This window comes from Pseudomonas sp. B28(2017) (assembly GCF_002113025.1).
Taxonomy (GTDB): domain Bacteria; phylum Pseudomonadota; class Gammaproteobacteria; order Pseudomonadales; family Pseudomonadaceae; genus Aquipseudomonas.
The window spans coordinates 62,015-77,346 of the sequence record NZ_NEJH01000007.1 but is presented as its reverse complement, the minus strand read 5'-3'; the positions used below and the strand labels follow the sequence as shown (position 1 = coordinate 77,346).

The 15,332-nt window shown below is 59.6% G+C and carries 17 protein-coding genes and 1 pseudogene; 7 read left to right on the top strand and 11 right to left on the bottom strand.

All coding sequences use genetic code 11. The annotated features are described in order from the left end of the window. Positions 1 to 9 precede the first annotated feature (9 nt). The 5 genes from CAF65_RS18425 to CAF65_RS18405 all read right to left on the bottom strand — a co-directional run bounded on the left by CAF65_RS18425 (position 10) and on the right by CAF65_RS18405 (position 3,770). Positions 10 to 552 (bottom strand): tetratricopeptide repeat protein, encoded by a 543-nt coding sequence (locus CAF65_RS18425; RefSeq protein WP_085717565.1) that lies wholly within the window; start codon positions 550 to 552, stop codon positions 10 to 12. A gap of 259 nt (positions 553 to 811) precedes the next feature. Beyond that, positions 812 to 1,765 carry a D-2-hydroxyacid dehydrogenase family protein gene (locus CAF65_RS18420; RefSeq protein ID WP_085717564.1) on the bottom strand — a complete coding sequence of 318 codons (954 nt, stop codon included), beginning with the start codon at positions 1,763 to 1,765 and terminating at the stop codon, positions 812 to 814. A gap of 13 nt (positions 1,766 to 1,778) precedes the next feature. Further along, positions 1,779 to 2,804, bottom strand: a complete 1,026-nt coding sequence (locus tag CAF65_RS18415; RefSeq protein ID WP_085717563.1) for an alpha/beta fold hydrolase — start codon at positions 2,802 to 2,804, stop codon at positions 1,779 to 1,781. Between the two features lie 85 nt (positions 2,805 to 2,889). Beyond that, complete coding sequence (locus CAF65_RS18410; protein WP_085717562.1) at positions 2,890 to 3,324, bottom strand: YqaA family protein; 435 nt, start codon at positions 3,322 to 3,324, stop codon at positions 2,890 to 2,892. Beyond that, the gene (locus CAF65_RS18405) at positions 3,324 to 3,770 is read right to left on the bottom strand and encodes a DUF411 domain-containing protein (protein WP_085717561.1); all 447 of its coding nucleotides are present in this window, start codon (positions 3,768 to 3,770) and stop codon (positions 3,324 to 3,326) included. Before CAF65_RS18405 ends, CAF65_RS18410 begins: the two co-directional genes overlap by 1 nt. Before the next feature lie 674 nt (positions 3,771 to 4,444). Between CAF65_RS18405 and murI the strand changes: the two genes are divergently transcribed. Continuing rightward, positions 4,445 to 5,287: a glutamate racemase gene (gene murI / locus CAF65_RS18400; RefSeq protein ID WP_085717560.1), complete on the top strand. Its 843-nt coding sequence runs from the start codon at positions 4,445 to 4,447 to the stop codon at positions 5,285 to 5,287. Next, a pseudogene (locus CAF65_RS18395) lies at positions 5,288 to 5,463 on the top strand (transposase domain-containing protein); the annotation flags it as partial. It lies immediately after the preceding gene. Between the two features lie 94 nt (positions 5,464 to 5,557). On the opposite strand, the gene CAF65_RS18390 reads toward CAF65_RS18395, so the two are convergent. Continuing rightward, a complete protein-coding gene (locus CAF65_RS18390; RefSeq protein ID WP_085717559.1) occupies positions 5,558 to 6,553 on the bottom strand; it encodes an aldo/keto reductase in 996 nt (331 codons plus the stop codon). Between the two features lie 117 nt (positions 6,554 to 6,670). Here CAF65_RS18390 and CAF65_RS18385 point away from each other — a divergent pair, with 117 nt between their 5' ends. Continuing rightward, positions 6,671 to 7,597: a LysR family transcriptional regulator gene (locus tag CAF65_RS18385; protein WP_085717558.1), complete on the top strand. Its 927-nt coding sequence runs from the start codon at positions 6,671 to 6,673 to the stop codon at positions 7,595 to 7,597. Positions 7,598 to 7,601: 4 nt separating this feature from the next. Here CAF65_RS18385 and CAF65_RS28485 read toward each other — a convergent pair whose 3' ends face one another. After that, complete coding sequence (locus tag CAF65_RS28485; RefSeq protein ID WP_178076715.1) at positions 7,602 to 7,739, bottom strand: hypothetical protein; 138 nt, start codon at positions 7,737 to 7,739, stop codon at positions 7,602 to 7,604. Positions 7,740 to 7,897: 158 nt separating this feature from the next. On the opposite strand from CAF65_RS28485, the gene CAF65_RS18375 reads away from it, so the two are divergent. After that, complete coding sequence (locus CAF65_RS18375; RefSeq protein WP_085717556.1) at positions 7,898 to 8,086, top strand: hypothetical protein; 189 nt, start codon at positions 7,898 to 7,900, stop codon at positions 8,084 to 8,086. An 8-nt stretch (positions 8,087 to 8,094) separates the two neighbouring features. On the opposite strand, the gene CAF65_RS18370 is transcribed toward CAF65_RS18375, so the two are convergent. Further along, positions 8,095 to 8,466, bottom strand: coding sequence for a fe2+ zn2+ uptake regulation protein (locus tag CAF65_RS18370; RefSeq protein ID WP_085717555.1), 372 nt, complete (start codon positions 8,464 to 8,466; stop codon positions 8,095 to 8,097). 249 nt (positions 8,467 to 8,715) lie between these two features. Between CAF65_RS18370 and CAF65_RS18365 the strand changes: the two genes are divergently transcribed. Further along, on the top strand, positions 8,716 to 11,058 hold the full coding sequence (locus tag CAF65_RS18365) for an acylase (protein ID WP_085717554.1): 2,343 nt from the start codon (positions 8,716 to 8,718) through the stop codon (positions 11,056 to 11,058). A 58-nt stretch (positions 11,059 to 11,116) separates the two neighbouring features. On the opposite strand, the gene CAF65_RS18360 is transcribed toward CAF65_RS18365, so the two are convergent. Next, a complete protein-coding gene (locus CAF65_RS18360; protein ID WP_085717553.1) occupies positions 11,117 to 12,118 on the bottom strand; it encodes a FecR family protein in 1,002 nt (333 codons plus the stop codon). A gap of 333 nt (positions 12,119 to 12,451) precedes the next feature. Here CAF65_RS18360 and CAF65_RS18355 point away from each other — a divergent pair, with 333 nt between their 5' ends. Continuing rightward, a complete protein-coding gene (locus CAF65_RS18355) occupies positions 12,452 to 13,492 on the top strand; it encodes an Ldh family oxidoreductase (RefSeq protein WP_085717552.1) in 1,041 nt (346 codons plus the stop codon). 141 nt (positions 13,493 to 13,633) lie between these two features. On the opposite strand, the gene CAF65_RS18350 is transcribed toward CAF65_RS18355, so the two are convergent. After that, positions 13,634 to 13,951 (bottom strand): YqjD family protein, encoded by a 318-nt coding sequence (locus CAF65_RS18350; RefSeq protein WP_085717551.1) that lies wholly within the window; start codon positions 13,949 to 13,951, stop codon positions 13,634 to 13,636. Positions 13,952 to 14,115: 164 nt separating this feature from the next. Here CAF65_RS18350 and CAF65_RS18345 point away from each other — a divergent pair, with 164 nt between their 5' ends. Beyond that, positions 14,116 to 14,370, top strand: a complete 255-nt coding sequence (locus CAF65_RS18345; RefSeq protein WP_085717550.1) for a hypothetical protein — start codon at positions 14,116 to 14,118, stop codon at positions 14,368 to 14,370. A gap of 9 nt (positions 14,371 to 14,379) precedes the next feature. Here the strand turns inward: CAF65_RS18345 and CAF65_RS18340 are convergent, their stop codons facing one another. Further along, positions 14,380 to 15,288 (bottom strand): LysR family transcriptional regulator, encoded by a 909-nt coding sequence (locus CAF65_RS18340; protein ID WP_085717549.1) that lies wholly within the window; start codon positions 15,286 to 15,288, stop codon positions 14,380 to 14,382. Between the last annotated feature and the right edge of the window lie 44 nt (positions 15,289 to 15,332).

The following is a 15,332-nucleotide window of genomic DNA, read 5'->3' as shown; positions in this document are numbered from 1 at the left end:
CTCGGGTTGTCAGGTTTTCGATGAATCGTCGATGGCTTCGGCCAGGTCCTGGTACTCCTCGCACTGGGTATTGCCGCAGATGGCTTTGATCTGCTGCAGTTGCTCCTGTGCAAGATCCAGCCGGCCTTTGACCACATAGGCCTCGCCGAGGTACTCGCGGACTTGCGCGTATTGCGGGTCGAGTTTTACCGATTGCAGGTAATAACCGATGCCTTCGTCGGTTCGCCCCAGTTTACGCGTGGCGTAGCCGCGATAGTTCAACGCTTTTGCCGTATTTGGCTGTTTCAGTGTGTCGAGCAGGGCCAGGGCTTCTTCATAACGCCCGTCCTTGGCCAGTTGATAGGCATAGTTGGTGCGGTCTTCGTCAGGCACCAGGTTGCTGGTCTGCCTGACGCACCGCTGCGATCGGGTGTCGAGCACCTGACCTTTAGGGCAATGGGGTCTGGCGGGGGGCTCTTCACCGCCGCCACCACCGTTGGCCAGGGCGAGGGAGCCGGACAACGCAACGGTCAGCAACAGCGGGGTCATCAGAACGGCAAAACGAATATTCATGGGCTTGGCTCCACAGGTTCATGCGTTTCAGATCAGGTCGCGCCCCGCCAGATGCAGCGCAAGGTCGAAACAGCCTACGGCTTGAACGATTGAAGGGGGCTGACGGCCCCCGGCAATCTTATGTTCACGGTTGATGTCATGAGAACACCGCAGCAAGAACAATTATTCATTACGTTCTGGCGGTGTTTGCAAGGAGCGCTCATATCGGTCGAGCGAGCCGACACTGGGTAGTGTTTCGACGATGAACGATGGCTCGCTATCAGCCCAGCAAACGAATGGGGGTGCCGACAGACCAGGCCTGTATGTCCTCGATCATTTGCGAGAAAAACAGCTGGTAGTTATGTTGGCTCACGTACCCGACATGGGGTGTCGCCAGCACATTGTCCAGCGTCCGGAACGGATGGTGGACGGGCAACGGCTCCTGTTCGAAGACGTCCAGAGCGGCACCGGCCAGCCGCCGTTTCTGAAGCGCCTTGATCAGTGCCGCTTCATCGACAATCGGTCCGCGAGCGGTATTTACCAGCAGCGCCGTGGGCTTCATCCAGCCTAGTGCTTGCGCGTCCACCAGGCCCCGACTGCGGTCGCTGAGCACCAGGTGCACCGACAACACGTCGGCCTGTTCGAACAGTTCCTGCTTGCTGACATAGGTCACACCGACTTGCGCCGCACGTTCGGCGGTGAGGTTTTCACTCCAGGCGATGACGCGCATACCGAACACCTGACCGAACTGCGCGACGCGCTGGCCGATGCTGCCAAGGCCGAGGATCGCCAGCGTCTTGCCGTGCAGGTCGCCGCCCAAGCCTTGTTGCCACTGGCCGGCACGCAAGGCATTGGCTTCGACCACCAGGTTGCGGGTTGCGGCCATGATCAGCGCCCAGGTCAGTTCCGGTGCGGCGTGTTTGTAGCTGTCGGTGCCGCAGACCTGAATGCCCAGCGCGGCGGCGGCTTTCAGGTCAAGGGCCGCGTTGCGCATGCCGCCGGTCACCAGCAGTTTGAGCCTCGGCAGGCGGCGCAGCAGGTCTTCATCGAAGCGGGTGCGCTCGCGCATCACGCAAATCACCTCAAACCCGGCCAGACGCTCGGCCAGGGACGGGTTATCGGTGGGGTAGTCATGGAGAAAGCTCACTTGGCCGGCGCTGTCCAGCACGGACCAGTCCACCACATCCCGCGCCACATCCTGCCAATCATCAAGCACTGCAATCTGTACAGGCATCAGCCTTTCCTCTTCAACGCACGGGGTTGGTCTTGTTCAGCCAGGCGAGCAGGGCCTGGTGGAATTGTGCCGGTTCTTCCATCTGTGGCGCGTGACCCATGCCAGGGAATTCGACCAGCGTGGACTGGGGAATCAGCCTGGCCACTTGTTTGCCGAGGACGTCGTAGTGCCCGATCTTCGCCTTGACCTCGGGAGGGGCGATGTCACTGCCGATGGCGGTGGTATCGGACGTTCCGATCAACAGCAGGGTCGGCATCCGCAGGTTGTGGAATTCGTAGTACACCGGTTGGGTGAAGATCATGTCGTAGATCAGCGCGGAGTTCCATGCGACCTGCGTATGCCCCGGGCCTCTGTTCAGGCCGGCGAGCATGTCGACCCAGCGATCGAATTCAGGTTTCCAGCGTCCGCTGTAATACGTGGTGCGTTCGTAGTTGCGGATACCGTCGGCGCTGAGTTTGAGTTCGCGTTCGTACCATTGATCAACCGTGCGATAGGGCACACCGAGGGCTTTCCAGTCTTCCAGGCCAATGGGGTTGACCAGCGCCAGTTGCTCGACCTGTTCGGGGTATTGCAAAGCATAGCGAGTGGCGAGCATGCCGCCTGTGGAATGTCCCAGCAGGGTCGTTTTCTGGATGCCCAGTGCCTTGAGCAATTGTTGGGTGTTCGTCGCCAGTTGCTGGAAGCTGTACTGATAGTGTGCCGGTTTGCTGGAGCTGCAGAAGCCGATCTGGTCCGGGGCGATGACCCGATAGCCCGCGTCGCTGAGGGCTTTGATCGAACTGTCCCAGGTGGCGCCGCAGAAATTCTTGCCGTGCATCAGTACCACGCTGCGACCGTTGGCCTTGCCGTGGGCGGCGACGTCCATGTAACCCATTTGCAGGGATTGGCCCTGGGATTCGAACGCGAAGTGCTTGAGTGTGTACGGATAGTCGAAACCCTGGAGTTCGGGGCCGTATGTCGGTCTTTCTGCGTGGGCGATGGCGGGCAGTGCGGCGGTCAGCAACAGGCCGGGTAGCCAGCGGGAGAAGGGGCGCGACATGGGGCAACTCCATGGAAAATCCGCCGATGCTGGATCGGCTCGATTAGGGCGACATTAAACACAGGCAATCACCGCCCTTGATGGTTCAACCCGTCCAGCCCAATGTCGCCACGGCCAGCACGCCGTAACGGGCGCCTTTGGCCAGGGTGACGATCAGCAGGAAGCGCCCCAGGGGCTCGCGCATGACCCCGGCGACCAGCGTCAGCGGATCGCCGATCACCGGTAGCCAACTGAGCAGCAATGACCAATGGCCGTAGCGTTGGTAATGAAGTCGGGCTTGTTCCAGATGCCGGGGGCTCACCGGAAACCAGCGTCGATCGCGGAACCGCTCGATCCCGCGCCCCAGCCACCAGTTAAGCAGCGAGCCCAGTACGTTGCCGAACGTTGCCACCGCCAGCAGCGCCCAGAGCCAATACCGATCGCTGAGCAGCAGTGCGACCAGCACGGCTTCGGATTGCAGCGGCAGCAGCGTGGCGGCGCCGAATGCGGCGAAAAACAGCCCGAGGTATGCGCCGGACATCAATGGGCGGGGTAGTCCGCAATCACCACGTCAGTGCCGTCCTTTTTCAGGCCAATGACCTGATAGGCATCGCTCATGCCATCCATTTCCATGCCGGGCGACCCCATGGGCATGCCAGGGGCGGCGACGCCCAGCAGATCGTCGCGCTTGCTCAGGGCCAGGACCTGATCGGCGGGGACATGACCTTCGACGAATTTGCCGTTGATCAAGGCGGTGTGGCACGACGCCAGGCGCGGCGGTACACCGTGCTGATGCTTGAACTCACTCATGTTGGCTTCGACGTGGTCTTCGACCTTGAAGCCATTGGCCTCCAGGTGAGTGATCCATTTTTTGCAGCAACCACAATTGGCGTCGCGATGAACCTCGATCGGAATGAGGTCGGCTGCCTGGGCCAGGGAGGAAATGAACAGGGCGCTCAGGGCGATCAGGCGCAGAGGGTTTTGCATTGGATTCGTCTCGGCTAACGGGCAAAAAGAACGCATTCTGACCATTTTTCCGGTCAGGCATTCAAGGAGTGTTTCGGAGTACTACAGAGATCCGCCGTTCGATGATGGTAGATCAACGCTGTCAGGCAGATGAGGGGCACATTACAAAATCGTCAGGTAAAAGGCAGAAGGTGCGTGTCCCCGGGGAACACCGATACCTGTAGGAGCCGGCTTGCTGGCGATGGCGGCCTCATGGCTGGCGTACTTTATTGGTTGTGTACATATCCATTTCTGCGGTAACGGCCACCTATGGTTCCGCTTTCACAGCGGGTTACTTGGAAAAGCGCCAAGTAACCAAACGCTTTTGCCCCTTACGTTCGGTGCCTCGCCCAGGCTCGGCATCCCCTCGCTCCGGTCTTGCTCCGTGGGCCCGCCGCGATCGGCCACCCATGGCCGTACGCGGCTAACCCGGCATCCATGCCGGGTTGCCCACTGCGCAGAACCTGCGCTCGGCCTCCCGAGGGGGCGTGCACCGCAACAGCACCGCGAGGTGAGCTAACGCTCGACCTCGTTGTTTGGTAAGCGTTCAGCGATTACACCTTCCCAGATTGCAACTGCTAGCGTCGTTGGTCGATCCCGCTATCATTCAGGGCGTAGATCACGAATGTAGATATCGCTATGCCAAGCGAGGAAAAATGATCGGGATATTTGATTCTGGTAGCGGTGGACTAACGGTCTTCAGAGCGCTTCGGGATACCTTTCCTGATCAGCGTTTCGTCTATTACGGCGACCACGGTAATGCGCCTTATGGCGATCGAGACGCCGACACGATCTATGAGTTCACAGTATCTTCGTTGGAGCGACTCTTTGAGTTGGGCTGCTCGCTGATCGTCGTCGCCTGTAACACGGCAGCTGCAACCGGCCTGCGCCGTCTTCAGCAAACATGGCTTCCAACTCGCTACCCGGACAAACGAGTGATCGGCGTTATCGTCCCAATGGTGGAGGCGATGACTGGTGTTCCTTGGTCAGCCGGATCCGATAGTGGCTTGCAAAACCACGGAAAGAAGACCGTGGCCGTCTTTGCAACACGCTATACCGTGGAAAGTCGAGTATTTGTCGAGGAGACCGCGAAGCGAGCGCCGAATGTCAATATCGTGCAGCAAGCCTGCCCTAGTCTCGTTCGACTCATTGAGGCAAATGCCCCGGTGCAGGATCTCAGGCGCGCCGTCCGACGTTACGTGACACTGTTAATGCGGCGATTGGGCGAGGAACGCTTAGACGGGGTATTGCTCGGCTGCACCCATTATCCGTTGATCGAAGATCTGTTCGCAGAGGCCATCCCAAACGATGTCGAGATTTTCTCTCAACCAAAAGTGACGGCAAGCAGTCTTGCTGGTTACCTGGCACGTCATCCAGAATTCACATGTGGTCACGAGCCAGGCGCCACATTTTGTACGTCGACCAATCCGGAACATATAACAAAGCTCGCGTGGCGATTTTTGGGCGACACCAGCGTGCAGTTTAATGCGTTGCCTTGAATCCAGCCGTGGGCACTCGATGCTGGAACTGGATTTTCGCGGGCTCGACATGCAGCGGAAAACGTGCGGCTGCGATCATGAGCTTGATCCAGTCAGCACGCCTCAATGGGCACGATCCGTATGCCTATTTGAAGGGCGTACTCACACGATTGCCGACGCAGCGGACGATCTTTTGATCTTGCTTTTGCGATATCTGGAAATGATCTCCCGGTCAAGACCTGACGCCGTGTTGCCCAGGCCCGCTCAATCCATCGAACGGGCCGGCGACCCTTACCGGTCGAGCAGTTTCATGACTTCTTCCGGATAACGCAGGCCAGCGGTGGCATTAGCCGCAAAGACCGACTCCAGCGCGTGCAGTTCTTCGGCGCTCAGTGTCACCTCCAGCGCAGCCACGTTTTCTTCCAGGTATCGACGTTGCTTGGTGCCTGGAATCGGGATCAGGTAATCACCCTGGGCCAGCACCCACGCCAGCGCCAGTTGTCCGGCGGTCACGCCTTTCTCTGCCGCGAGCGCTTGAACCTGCTGCACCAGCAGCAGGTTCTTCGCGAAGTTTTCGCCCTGGAAGCGCGGGCTGAAACGGCGGTAATCGTCTGCGGCGAAATCATCCGGACTTTTCAATGCACCGGTCAGAAAACCCCGGCCCAACGGGCTATAAGGCACAAAGGCGATGCCCAGGCGCTGGCAGGCCGCCAGGCAACCGTTTTCTTCCTGATCACGGCTCCACAACGAATATTCACTTTGCAACGCACTGATCGGATGAACCTTGTGCGCCCGTTCCAGTGTCGTCACCGAGGCCTCGCTCAATCCCAGGTAACGGACTTTGCCGGCACTGACCAGCTCGGCCATGGCGCCAACGGTTTCTTCAATGGCCACCTGCGGGTCGATGCGGTGCTGGTAATACAGGTCCAGGGTGTCCACGCCGAGGCGTTTCAAGCTGCCGTCGACAGACTGGCGAATGTATTCCGGCCGACCGTTGACGCCCCGGGCGCCGGGGTTGGCCGGGTCGCGGACGATACCGAACTTGCTGGCCAGGAACACTTGGTCGCGCTTGCCGGCAATGGCCTTGCCAATCAGTTCTTCATTGGTGTGCGGGCCATACATGTCGGCGGTATCGAGCAGGTTGACGCCCAGTTCCAGCGCGCGATGCAGGGTGGCGGTGGCTTCGCGGGTGTCAGTGCCGGTGGTATAGAAGTCGGTCATGCCCATGCAACCCAGGCCGATGGCCGAAACCTGCGGACCGTTTTTTCCCAATTGACGTGTGTGCATGAAATCAGCTCCCTGTGAAGTGAATCGCCATTGTTCGCCTCGACAGAAACAAGATAAACCGGCTAAAACGGCTATCACTATTCGTTAAATCTAAACAATCTGCCGGTGGAGCCAGCAATGGACCGTTTCAACGCCATGCGCGTCTTTACCCGAATCGTCGAGCTGGGTGGCTTTGCCAGGGCCGCCGACAGCCTGCAATTGCCCCGGGCCTCGGTGACCATCCTGATCAAGCAACTGGAGGCACATCTGGGGGTACAACTGCTGCAACGGACCACGCGGCAGATCAGCCTGACGCTCGACGGTGCGGCCTATTACCCGCGTTGCGTGCGCTTGCTGGCGGATCTTGAAGAGACCGAAGCGGTGTTCAGTGCAGCACGGCACAATCCCAAGGGGCTGTTGCGCGTGGACATGCCGGCGGGAGTGGGGCGCCTGGTGGTGATCCCGGCACTGCCGCAATTCACCGCCCGCTACCCCTTGATCGAACTGGAAATTGGCTTGAACGACCGACCGATCGACCTGATTCGCGAAGGTGTCGATTGTGTATTGCGCGGCGGTTCGCCACTGGACGATTCGTTGGTGGCGCGGCCGCTGGTGATGATGGATCAGGTGACCTGTGCCAGCCCCGGCTATCTGCAGCGGCACGGGACGCCGCGTACGCTGGATGACCTGCGTGGGCATCAGGTGGTCGAGTACTTCTCCAGCAGCAGCGGAAAACGCTATGGGCTGGAGTTTGTCGTGGATGGCCAGGTGCAGTCGGTCGACCTGCCCAAGCAGGTGGCGGTCAACAGTGCCGATGGCTATCTGGCGGCGTGCGAGGCCGGATATGGCCTGGTGCAGACGCCGTACTATCACGTGGCGCGGCAACTGGAGGAGGGACGTTTGTGTGAAGTGCTCAGGGACGTGCCGCCACCGGGCATGCCGATGACTGCGCTTTATCCGCCGCACCGCCAGTTATCCCGGCGGGTGCGTGTGTTTGTCGATTGGCTGGTAGAGTTGTGTGCCCAGCCCGGCAATGACTTTTACAGAAAGGATTCGGGGCGTTGAGCTATTAACGATGTTGGTAGTAACCCGGTCCGCCATGGTCGTAGTAGTGATCGTGGTGCCAGCCCCCATGGGGGAAAACAATGCATCCGCTCAGGGTCAGGATGGCAAGCAGGGGAATCAGCCGTGTGATTCGACGCAACATTTTGGAATTCCTCATGGTTATCGCCGAAATGAAGCTAAAACTCTTCATCGGCTGTAACATGAGACCCCGCTCATAGCGGCTTATCCCCGAAACAGGGTAAGCGCTTGGCATGCGTGCCGATACAAACCGGATACATTTTTCAGATTCAGGAACCCGCAATGACTCAGTCGCAACGTTTGAAATACTCGATTCTGATCTCCCTGGCGGTACTGGGGATCATGTTTGGCCTTTCCTGGTTGCAGAATACCGGCGTCATCAGCGAAAAAGTGTTCCAGTACATCGCCATAGGCGTGGCGGTGGTCGTGGTGGTCATCAATGGCGTGATGCGCCGCAAGGTCAAGCCCTGATCATTCGATCATTGGTTGCGCAGGATGGCAGCAGCCTGAGGGTGCAGGCTGTAGCTTTTATCGGGGTTGAGGACAATCACGCCTTCGCTGCACAAGCGCTTCAGCACTTCACGCACGCTGAGAAAGGACAATGGAACATCCAGGTCCAGTAATTGGCTGTGCACACCGCGTACGCCGAGGCTGCGGTCGCTTTCGGCGGCCGTCAGCAAGGCATCGATGACTTTCAGGCGGATCAGGCTGGTTCGCAGACCATAGCTTTTGAGCAGGACCCGGATGCGCTCGTTGCTGTGGCGATCGGTACGCGGCTCGAATACGCTGACTCCCATGGAAGTACCCTTTGGCGCATTGCTACCGTCCGTTGGCAGTTGCGAGTTGTACATTGCAAAACTCCTTTTCAGAGCCTGATCAGGAAAATGTGGGCGCTCTTACATGACTAGACGTATGAGCAGCGCAAATCATGAAGGCTCAAATGTAGAAATTTTGTCGCCAACGTGTGATCAACCTGTCAGACCCTGTGCCAATGGGCGGTAAAACCCTAAATTTTTGATGTGAGCTTCGTCCCTACAGGGAGGCACACTGCGTGTGGGTATGCGCAGCAGTGGCCATCGTTTTTTCGATCAGGAGCGAGCGTGATTATTTCCAGCCAGTTAGCCAGGTTGAGCCTGGCGGGTGTGACACTGGGGTTGAGCCTGGGGCTGAGCCTTGCTGCGAGCGCGAGCGGTACGCCTTCGCAAACGAGCGCGGACATTCGCCGAACCAGTTTCGGCGTGCCGCATATCCGCGCCGACAACGAGCGCGGGCTCGGCTACGGCATCGGCTATGCCTACGCCCAGGACAACCTGTGCCTGCTGGCCAACGAGATCACTACGGTGAACGGCGAACGTTCGCGGTATTTCGGGCCGGATCAGTTCACCGTCGAAGAGCGGGAGAATCTGGTCAGCGATGTGTTTTTCACCTGGTTGAATACACCACAGGCCGTGACCGGTTTCTGGCAGGCGCAAACTCCGGAGGTCCGCGAACTCATTGAGGGGTACGTGGCGGGTTATAACCGTTCGCTGGCCGAACGTCGCGCACAGGGCTTGCCGGCGCAATGCCAGGGCGACTGGGTGCGGGATATCACGACGATGGATCTGCTCAAGTTGACCCGGCGCCTGCTGGTCGAGGGCGGAGTCGGGCAATTTGCCGAGGCCCTGGCCGGGGCCGCGCCTCCCGAGGCGGTTACTCAGGCGTCAAACGCAGGTTTCCAGGTGGCCGCCATGCGGATGCAGCGCTTTGCCCTGGACCGGGGCAGCAACGCCGTCGCGGTCGGCAGCGAGCGTTCTTTCAATGGCCGCGGCATGTTGCTGGCCAATCCGCACTTTCCGTGGGTGGGCGGCATGCGTTTTTATCAGATGCACCTGACCATTCCCGGCAAACTGGACGTGATGGGCGCGGCGTTGCCCGGCCTGCCGGTGATCAACATCGGTTTCAATCAACATCTGGCCTGGACCCACACTGTGGATTCGTCCAGGCACTTCACGCTGTACCGTCTGCAACTTGATCCCGGGGATTCGACCCGTTATCTGCTCGACGGCCAGTCCTTGCCGATGGAAAAGCAAGCCGTGACCATCAACGTCAAACAGGCGGACGGGCAGGTCCGGGCGATTTCCCATGTGATCTACAACTCGAAGTTCGGCCCGGTGGTGCAATGGCCTGGAAAGCTGGATTGGGACCATCAGTACGCCTACAGCTTGCGCGATGCCAACCTGGATAACGACCGCGTGCTGCAACAGTGGTACGCAATGAACCGCGCCCGTAACCTCAAGGATTTACAGGCCTCGGTGCACAAGATCCAGGGGGTTCCGTGGGTCAACACGCTGGCGGCGGACGATCAGGGGCAGACGCTGTACATGAACTTGTCGGTGGTGCCCAACGTCAGTGCGGCCAAGCTCGCCCAGTGCAGCGATCCACGAATCGGTTTGCAGATGATCATCCTCGACGGTTCCAGCAGTGCCTGTGCCTGGGACATCGACCCGCTGGCCGCGCAGGCCGGCATCTATGCCTCGGATAGACTGCCGCAGTTGCTGCGCAAGGATTTTGTCCAGCACTCCAACGATTCGGCATGGATGGCCAACCCGGCGCAACCACTGACCGGCTACTCGCCATTGATCAGCCAGGACAGCCAGCCACTGGGTTTGCGTGCGCGTTTTGCGCTGGATCGATTGCATACGCTGGCCAAGGTTGGGTCGACGGACTTGCAACACATGGTCATGGACGATCAGGTGTATCTGGCCGTTCAAGTGATGCCCGATTTGCTGCAGTTTTGCGCGAAAGATCTCGGCACCGACGCAAAAGTGCTTACGCCCCTGTGCACCAGCCTCAAAGCGTGGGATCGCACGGCAAACCTGAACAGCGGTCTTGGATTTGTCCACTTCCAGAATGTCATGGCGGCGTTGGAGCAGGTCCCGGACGTCTGGCGCGTGGCGTTCGATCCGCTGGACCCGCAACACACCCCGCGTGGCCTGGCGATCGATCGCCCGGATGTGGCGCAGGCGCTGCGGGCGGCGATGCTGGCCTCGGTCGAACAAGTCAGCGCTGCGGGCCTCAAACCAGACCGCCGCTGGGGCGATATCCAGGTGGCCAGCAACGGTAGCCAGCAAACACCGATTCACGGCGGGCCGGGCACGCTGGGGGTCTATAACGCGATCCAGAGCGTGCCGAGATCCGACGGCAAGCGTGAAGTGGTCAGCGGCACCAGTTACTTGCAGGTGGTGACCTTTGATGAGCAGGGGCCGCAGGCCAAAGGGTTGTTGGCGTTTTCGTTATCGAGTGACCCGGCGTCCAAGTATTCCCGGGACCAGACCCTGGCGTTTTCGAACAAGCAGTTGAGCGTGTTGCCGTTCACCGAGCAACAGATCACCGCCGATCCGCAGTATCAGGTGCAGACCATCCGTCAGCAGGATGAAAAGGCTGCCAAGGTGGCCGCGCAGTGATCTGATGGGTATTTGAAATGAACGAAGAAGGCCGTACCACACAAGGGTTGCGGCCTTTTCAGCTTTTCGGGGGCTTTTGCGGAATCGCGTTGACCACCAGGTTGCCGTTGTCATTGCGTGTCAGGTAGACCGGCAGTACCCGGGGCAGGGACTTCACCAGACCGTTGATCTCCTTGATGTTGTAGATGCCGCCGATGTGGATCGAGCCGGTGCTGTTGTCAGCGACCATCAACGGTTTATCCAGATAGCGATTGATCAGGGGCAATGCATCGGTCAGCGCCAGATCGTCGAGCACCAGTTTGCCCTGGCGCCAGGCCAGCGAACTGTCATTGTCATAGGTATCGCTGATGCGCGGAGTGAAATCACCATGGCGATAGCTCGCCTGCATCGCCGGACCCAGTCGCAGGCCGTCGCCGGGCAGGTCATCGTTGCTGCTGACCAGTACCGAGCCTTCGATCAGGTTCACCTTCACCTGGTCTTCATACATCCAGACGTTGAATTGGGTTCCGGTCACGCGTATGCGGCCCTCGGCCGCCTTGACGATAAACGGGTGACGAGTGTCGTGGCTGACGCTGAAGAAGGCCTCGCCTTTTTTCAGCGTGACTTGCCGCTGATCCTTGTAGTTGCTGTACGTCAGTTCGCTACCGAGGTTCAGTTCGACCTGACTGCCATCGTTCAAGGTGACCGTGCGGACGTGGTCGGTCGATTCGAAATGCTGGTACGAATTGGGCAGCCAACCCAAGTGCCAGCCGCTGAACGCGGCCAGCGGCAACGCCAGGGCACACACGGCGGCAGCGATGCCCAAGGTGCGCCAGGGCGTCTGGGGCTTGGCTCGAACCATCGGCACGACGGGGGCGGGGCAAGGCAAGTCCCCGGCGACATCCCAGATTTCCAGCATCGCCTCGTACTCGAAGGCGTGGAGGGGATGTGCATCCCGCCATTGCGCGAAAGCCTGGCGCTCCTGCTCGGTGCAATCATTGGCGTGCAGACGCATGCACCAATGCGCAGCGGCGTCGGTGATGGCGTCGTATTCGGCTTCCGAGAGCGTGTGTTCGGTCATTGGCTCATCCTGATTTCGTGCATTCTAACCTTGGGGAAAGTCTGCGAGAACATCAGTCATGGCAATTACCCATCAAAGTGCGTTTATTTTTCGTCAGAGCGCCGCGTTCTTTTCGGATGGGCGAATTCGTGGACCTGCCCGGTGGGCCAACTTTGAAGGCGGTTGTACTTCAAAACGGCATTGCTGAGCGAAAGGCTTCGGGGGAAAAACAGTGGAGCAGGTGAGTCAGGCATCGCTGCGCAATCGAAGGGTTGACAGCTCGCTCCCGGCGCGTTGTTAATCGGCGGTCTACGTACGCTGTTGCCCCCTCCAATAATTAGTCTGGAGCTTCAGATGTCTGCGCCACACGATCACGCCTCCACTGCGGTCCCGCAACACTTGTCCCTTGAAGCGTTGAGCGCTTTGCTAGAGAAGATATTCTTGCGTCACGGCACCTCGGCCGATGTCGCCAGGGTGCTGGCGCAAAACTGCGCGAGCGCCGAGCGCGACGGTGCGCACAGTCACGGCGTGTTCCGGATTCCGGGTTATGTATCCACACTGCAAAGTGGTTGGGTCAACGGCCAGGCCGTTCCGATCGTCGAAGATGTGGCCTCGGGTTTTGTACGGGTCGATGCCGCCAACGGTTTTGCGCAACCGGCCCTGGCCGCCGCACGCGAGTTGTTGGTAGAGAAAGCGCGGAGCGCCGGAATCGCGGTACTGGCTATTCGTAACTCACACCATTTCGCTGCGCTGTGGCCGGATGTCGAACCTTTTGCCTATGAAGGCCTGGTGGCCTTGAGTGTGGTCAACAGCATGACCTGTGTCGTGCCCCACGGCGCCGACCGGCCGCTGTTCGGCACCAACCCGATTGCCTTTGCCGCCCCGCGGGCCGACGGCGAACCGATTGTCTTCGACCTGGCCACCAGTGCCATTGCCCATGGTGATGTGCAAATTGCCGCACGCGAGGGTGAACGCTTGCCGGCAGGGATGGGGGTGGATAGCCTCGGCCAGCCGACCACAGACCCCAAAGCGATTCTTGAGGGTGGCGCGTTGCTGCCTTTTGGCGGGCACAAGGGCTCGGCGTTGTCGATGATGGTCGAGTTGCTCGCGGCGGCACTGACCGGGGGGAATTTTTCCTTCGAATTCGACTGGAAGAACCACCCCGGCGCCAAGACGCCCTGGACCGGTCAGTTGCTGATTGTGATCGATCCGGGCAAAGCGGCAGGGCAGAGTTTTGCCGAGCGCAGCCAGGAATTGGTGCGACAAATGCACGGTGTCGGCTTGAAGCGCTTGCCGGGTGACCGACGTCATCAGCAGCGCGCCAGGTCGCAGGTCAACGGCATTGAGCTCGATGCCCGGACGCTGGCGAACCTGCGGGAGCTGGCCGGGGACTGATCCTGTCAACAAGTGGTATCGAACCTGTGGGAGCGAGCCTGCTCGCGAAGGCGGTGGATCAGTCAACATGAATCTAGACTGACACGACCTCTTCGCGAGCAGGCTCGTTCCCACAGGGTTTGCTGTGATTGATCGGAACGCTTAACGCCGTCCCAGTAACAATCCCACCACCAGTCCGAGCCCGGCAGAAATCGCCACGGTTTGCCATGGATGCCCGCCGATATAGGTTTCAGTGGCCTCGACCGCGGGCAAGGTCCGGTCGCGTACGCTGGTCACCGAATCCCGGGCTTGCCGGAGTTTCAGCGCGATTTGTCCGCGAAGGGTCTCCGCTTCTTCCCCGACCAGTGACGCGCTGCTTTTCAGCAGTTTTTCCGACTCTTCGATCAGCGATTGAAGTTCGCTGAACGCTAGATCCTTGATTTGATCTTCGGCGGCTTGCGCGGCGGTTTTGCGGGCCATTGAAGTATTCCTTGCAGGTAAGTGGACAGTGAACAATGGAGTCTGCCGTTGTCGGTAAAGTTGCAGCTATTTTGCCTGGGGAGGCCATCTTGCTGAAAAACCGACTCAGGACATTTCGTCCTGCAGTGTAAGATGTCGCCTATTTTACGCAGCAGGAAATTCCCATGAGCTTCAATCTGGCCGACAAACCCCTCGCCGAGCGCGCTGCGCTTGAAGACGAGAAATCCCGTCTGTTCGAACTCTGGCAAAACAACCTGGGCAAAGCCAAGGGCGAGGCCACGCGGTTGTTCGGCGAACGGGCCAAGCGCAAAGGCAAGTGGGCAGAGTGGGTGCGCGCCGAACTGGATGGCATGTCGCCCCCGGAATTCGCCAACATGGTGCGCAGTGAAGTCAATCGCCTGATGGCCGCCAACAAGTAACATCGGCTGTCACGCGAAACTCGCGACAATCGCTTCACGCACTTTCAACACCACCGGATCGAGCTGAGTGCTGGTGCGCCAGCCCAGCTCGATCGGGTAACGTGGCAACGCCAGGGGGCAGGGCAGCAACGCCAGTCCGCTGAGCGTTGCGATGCTTTGCGCCGCATGGGCCGGAATGGTCGCAACGGCCTGGCTGCCCTTGAGCAAATGCGGCAACGCGGCAAAGTGCGTGGTCGAGGCGCACACCCGCCGACTCAGCCCCAGTGCCGCCAATCCTTCATCGGTAATTCCGATAAAACCGCCGGACGACACCAGAATGTGTTCACGGGCGACAAACTCTTCAAGACTGATGTTCTGCTGGCCCGCGCCCAGGCTCGATGGGTCCGCCAGACACAGGTATCCGCCTTCTCCCAGCACCTGACGGCTGAGCAGCCGCTCGGCAAACCCGCCCGCGGTAATCGCCAGGTCGATGCTGCGTTCCATCAATGCATGGGCGACGATCTGACTATGGGTCTGGCGGAAAATCAGCCGCAGCTTCGGCGCGGTATGGGCGATTTCTTCGATCAGTCGCCGGCCGTAGGCAATTTCGAAATCGTCCGACATTCCCACAGTGACTGAGCGACCGTCGTACTGCTGCGCGGCCGGATCGACCATCGCCAGGCTCTGCCGGCATTTGTTCAGCGCATCGCTGACCACTGGCTTGAGTTGATTGGCCTTGAGCGAGGGGGCCAGGCCTCGTCCGGTGCGCACGAACAGCTGATCGCCATACACCTCGCGTAACCGCCGCAGGGCCGCGCTGACCGCCGATTGCGTCACGCCAAGGCGCAAGGCGGCACGGCTGGCGCTGGACTCCTCGTGCAGTGCTTCGAAGACTTTGAGCAGATTGAGGTCGATGTCGGTGATATTCATTTGGTTCATATCATTCAGCAGTGAATCGGTCTTTATTGATGATTGCGTGACGC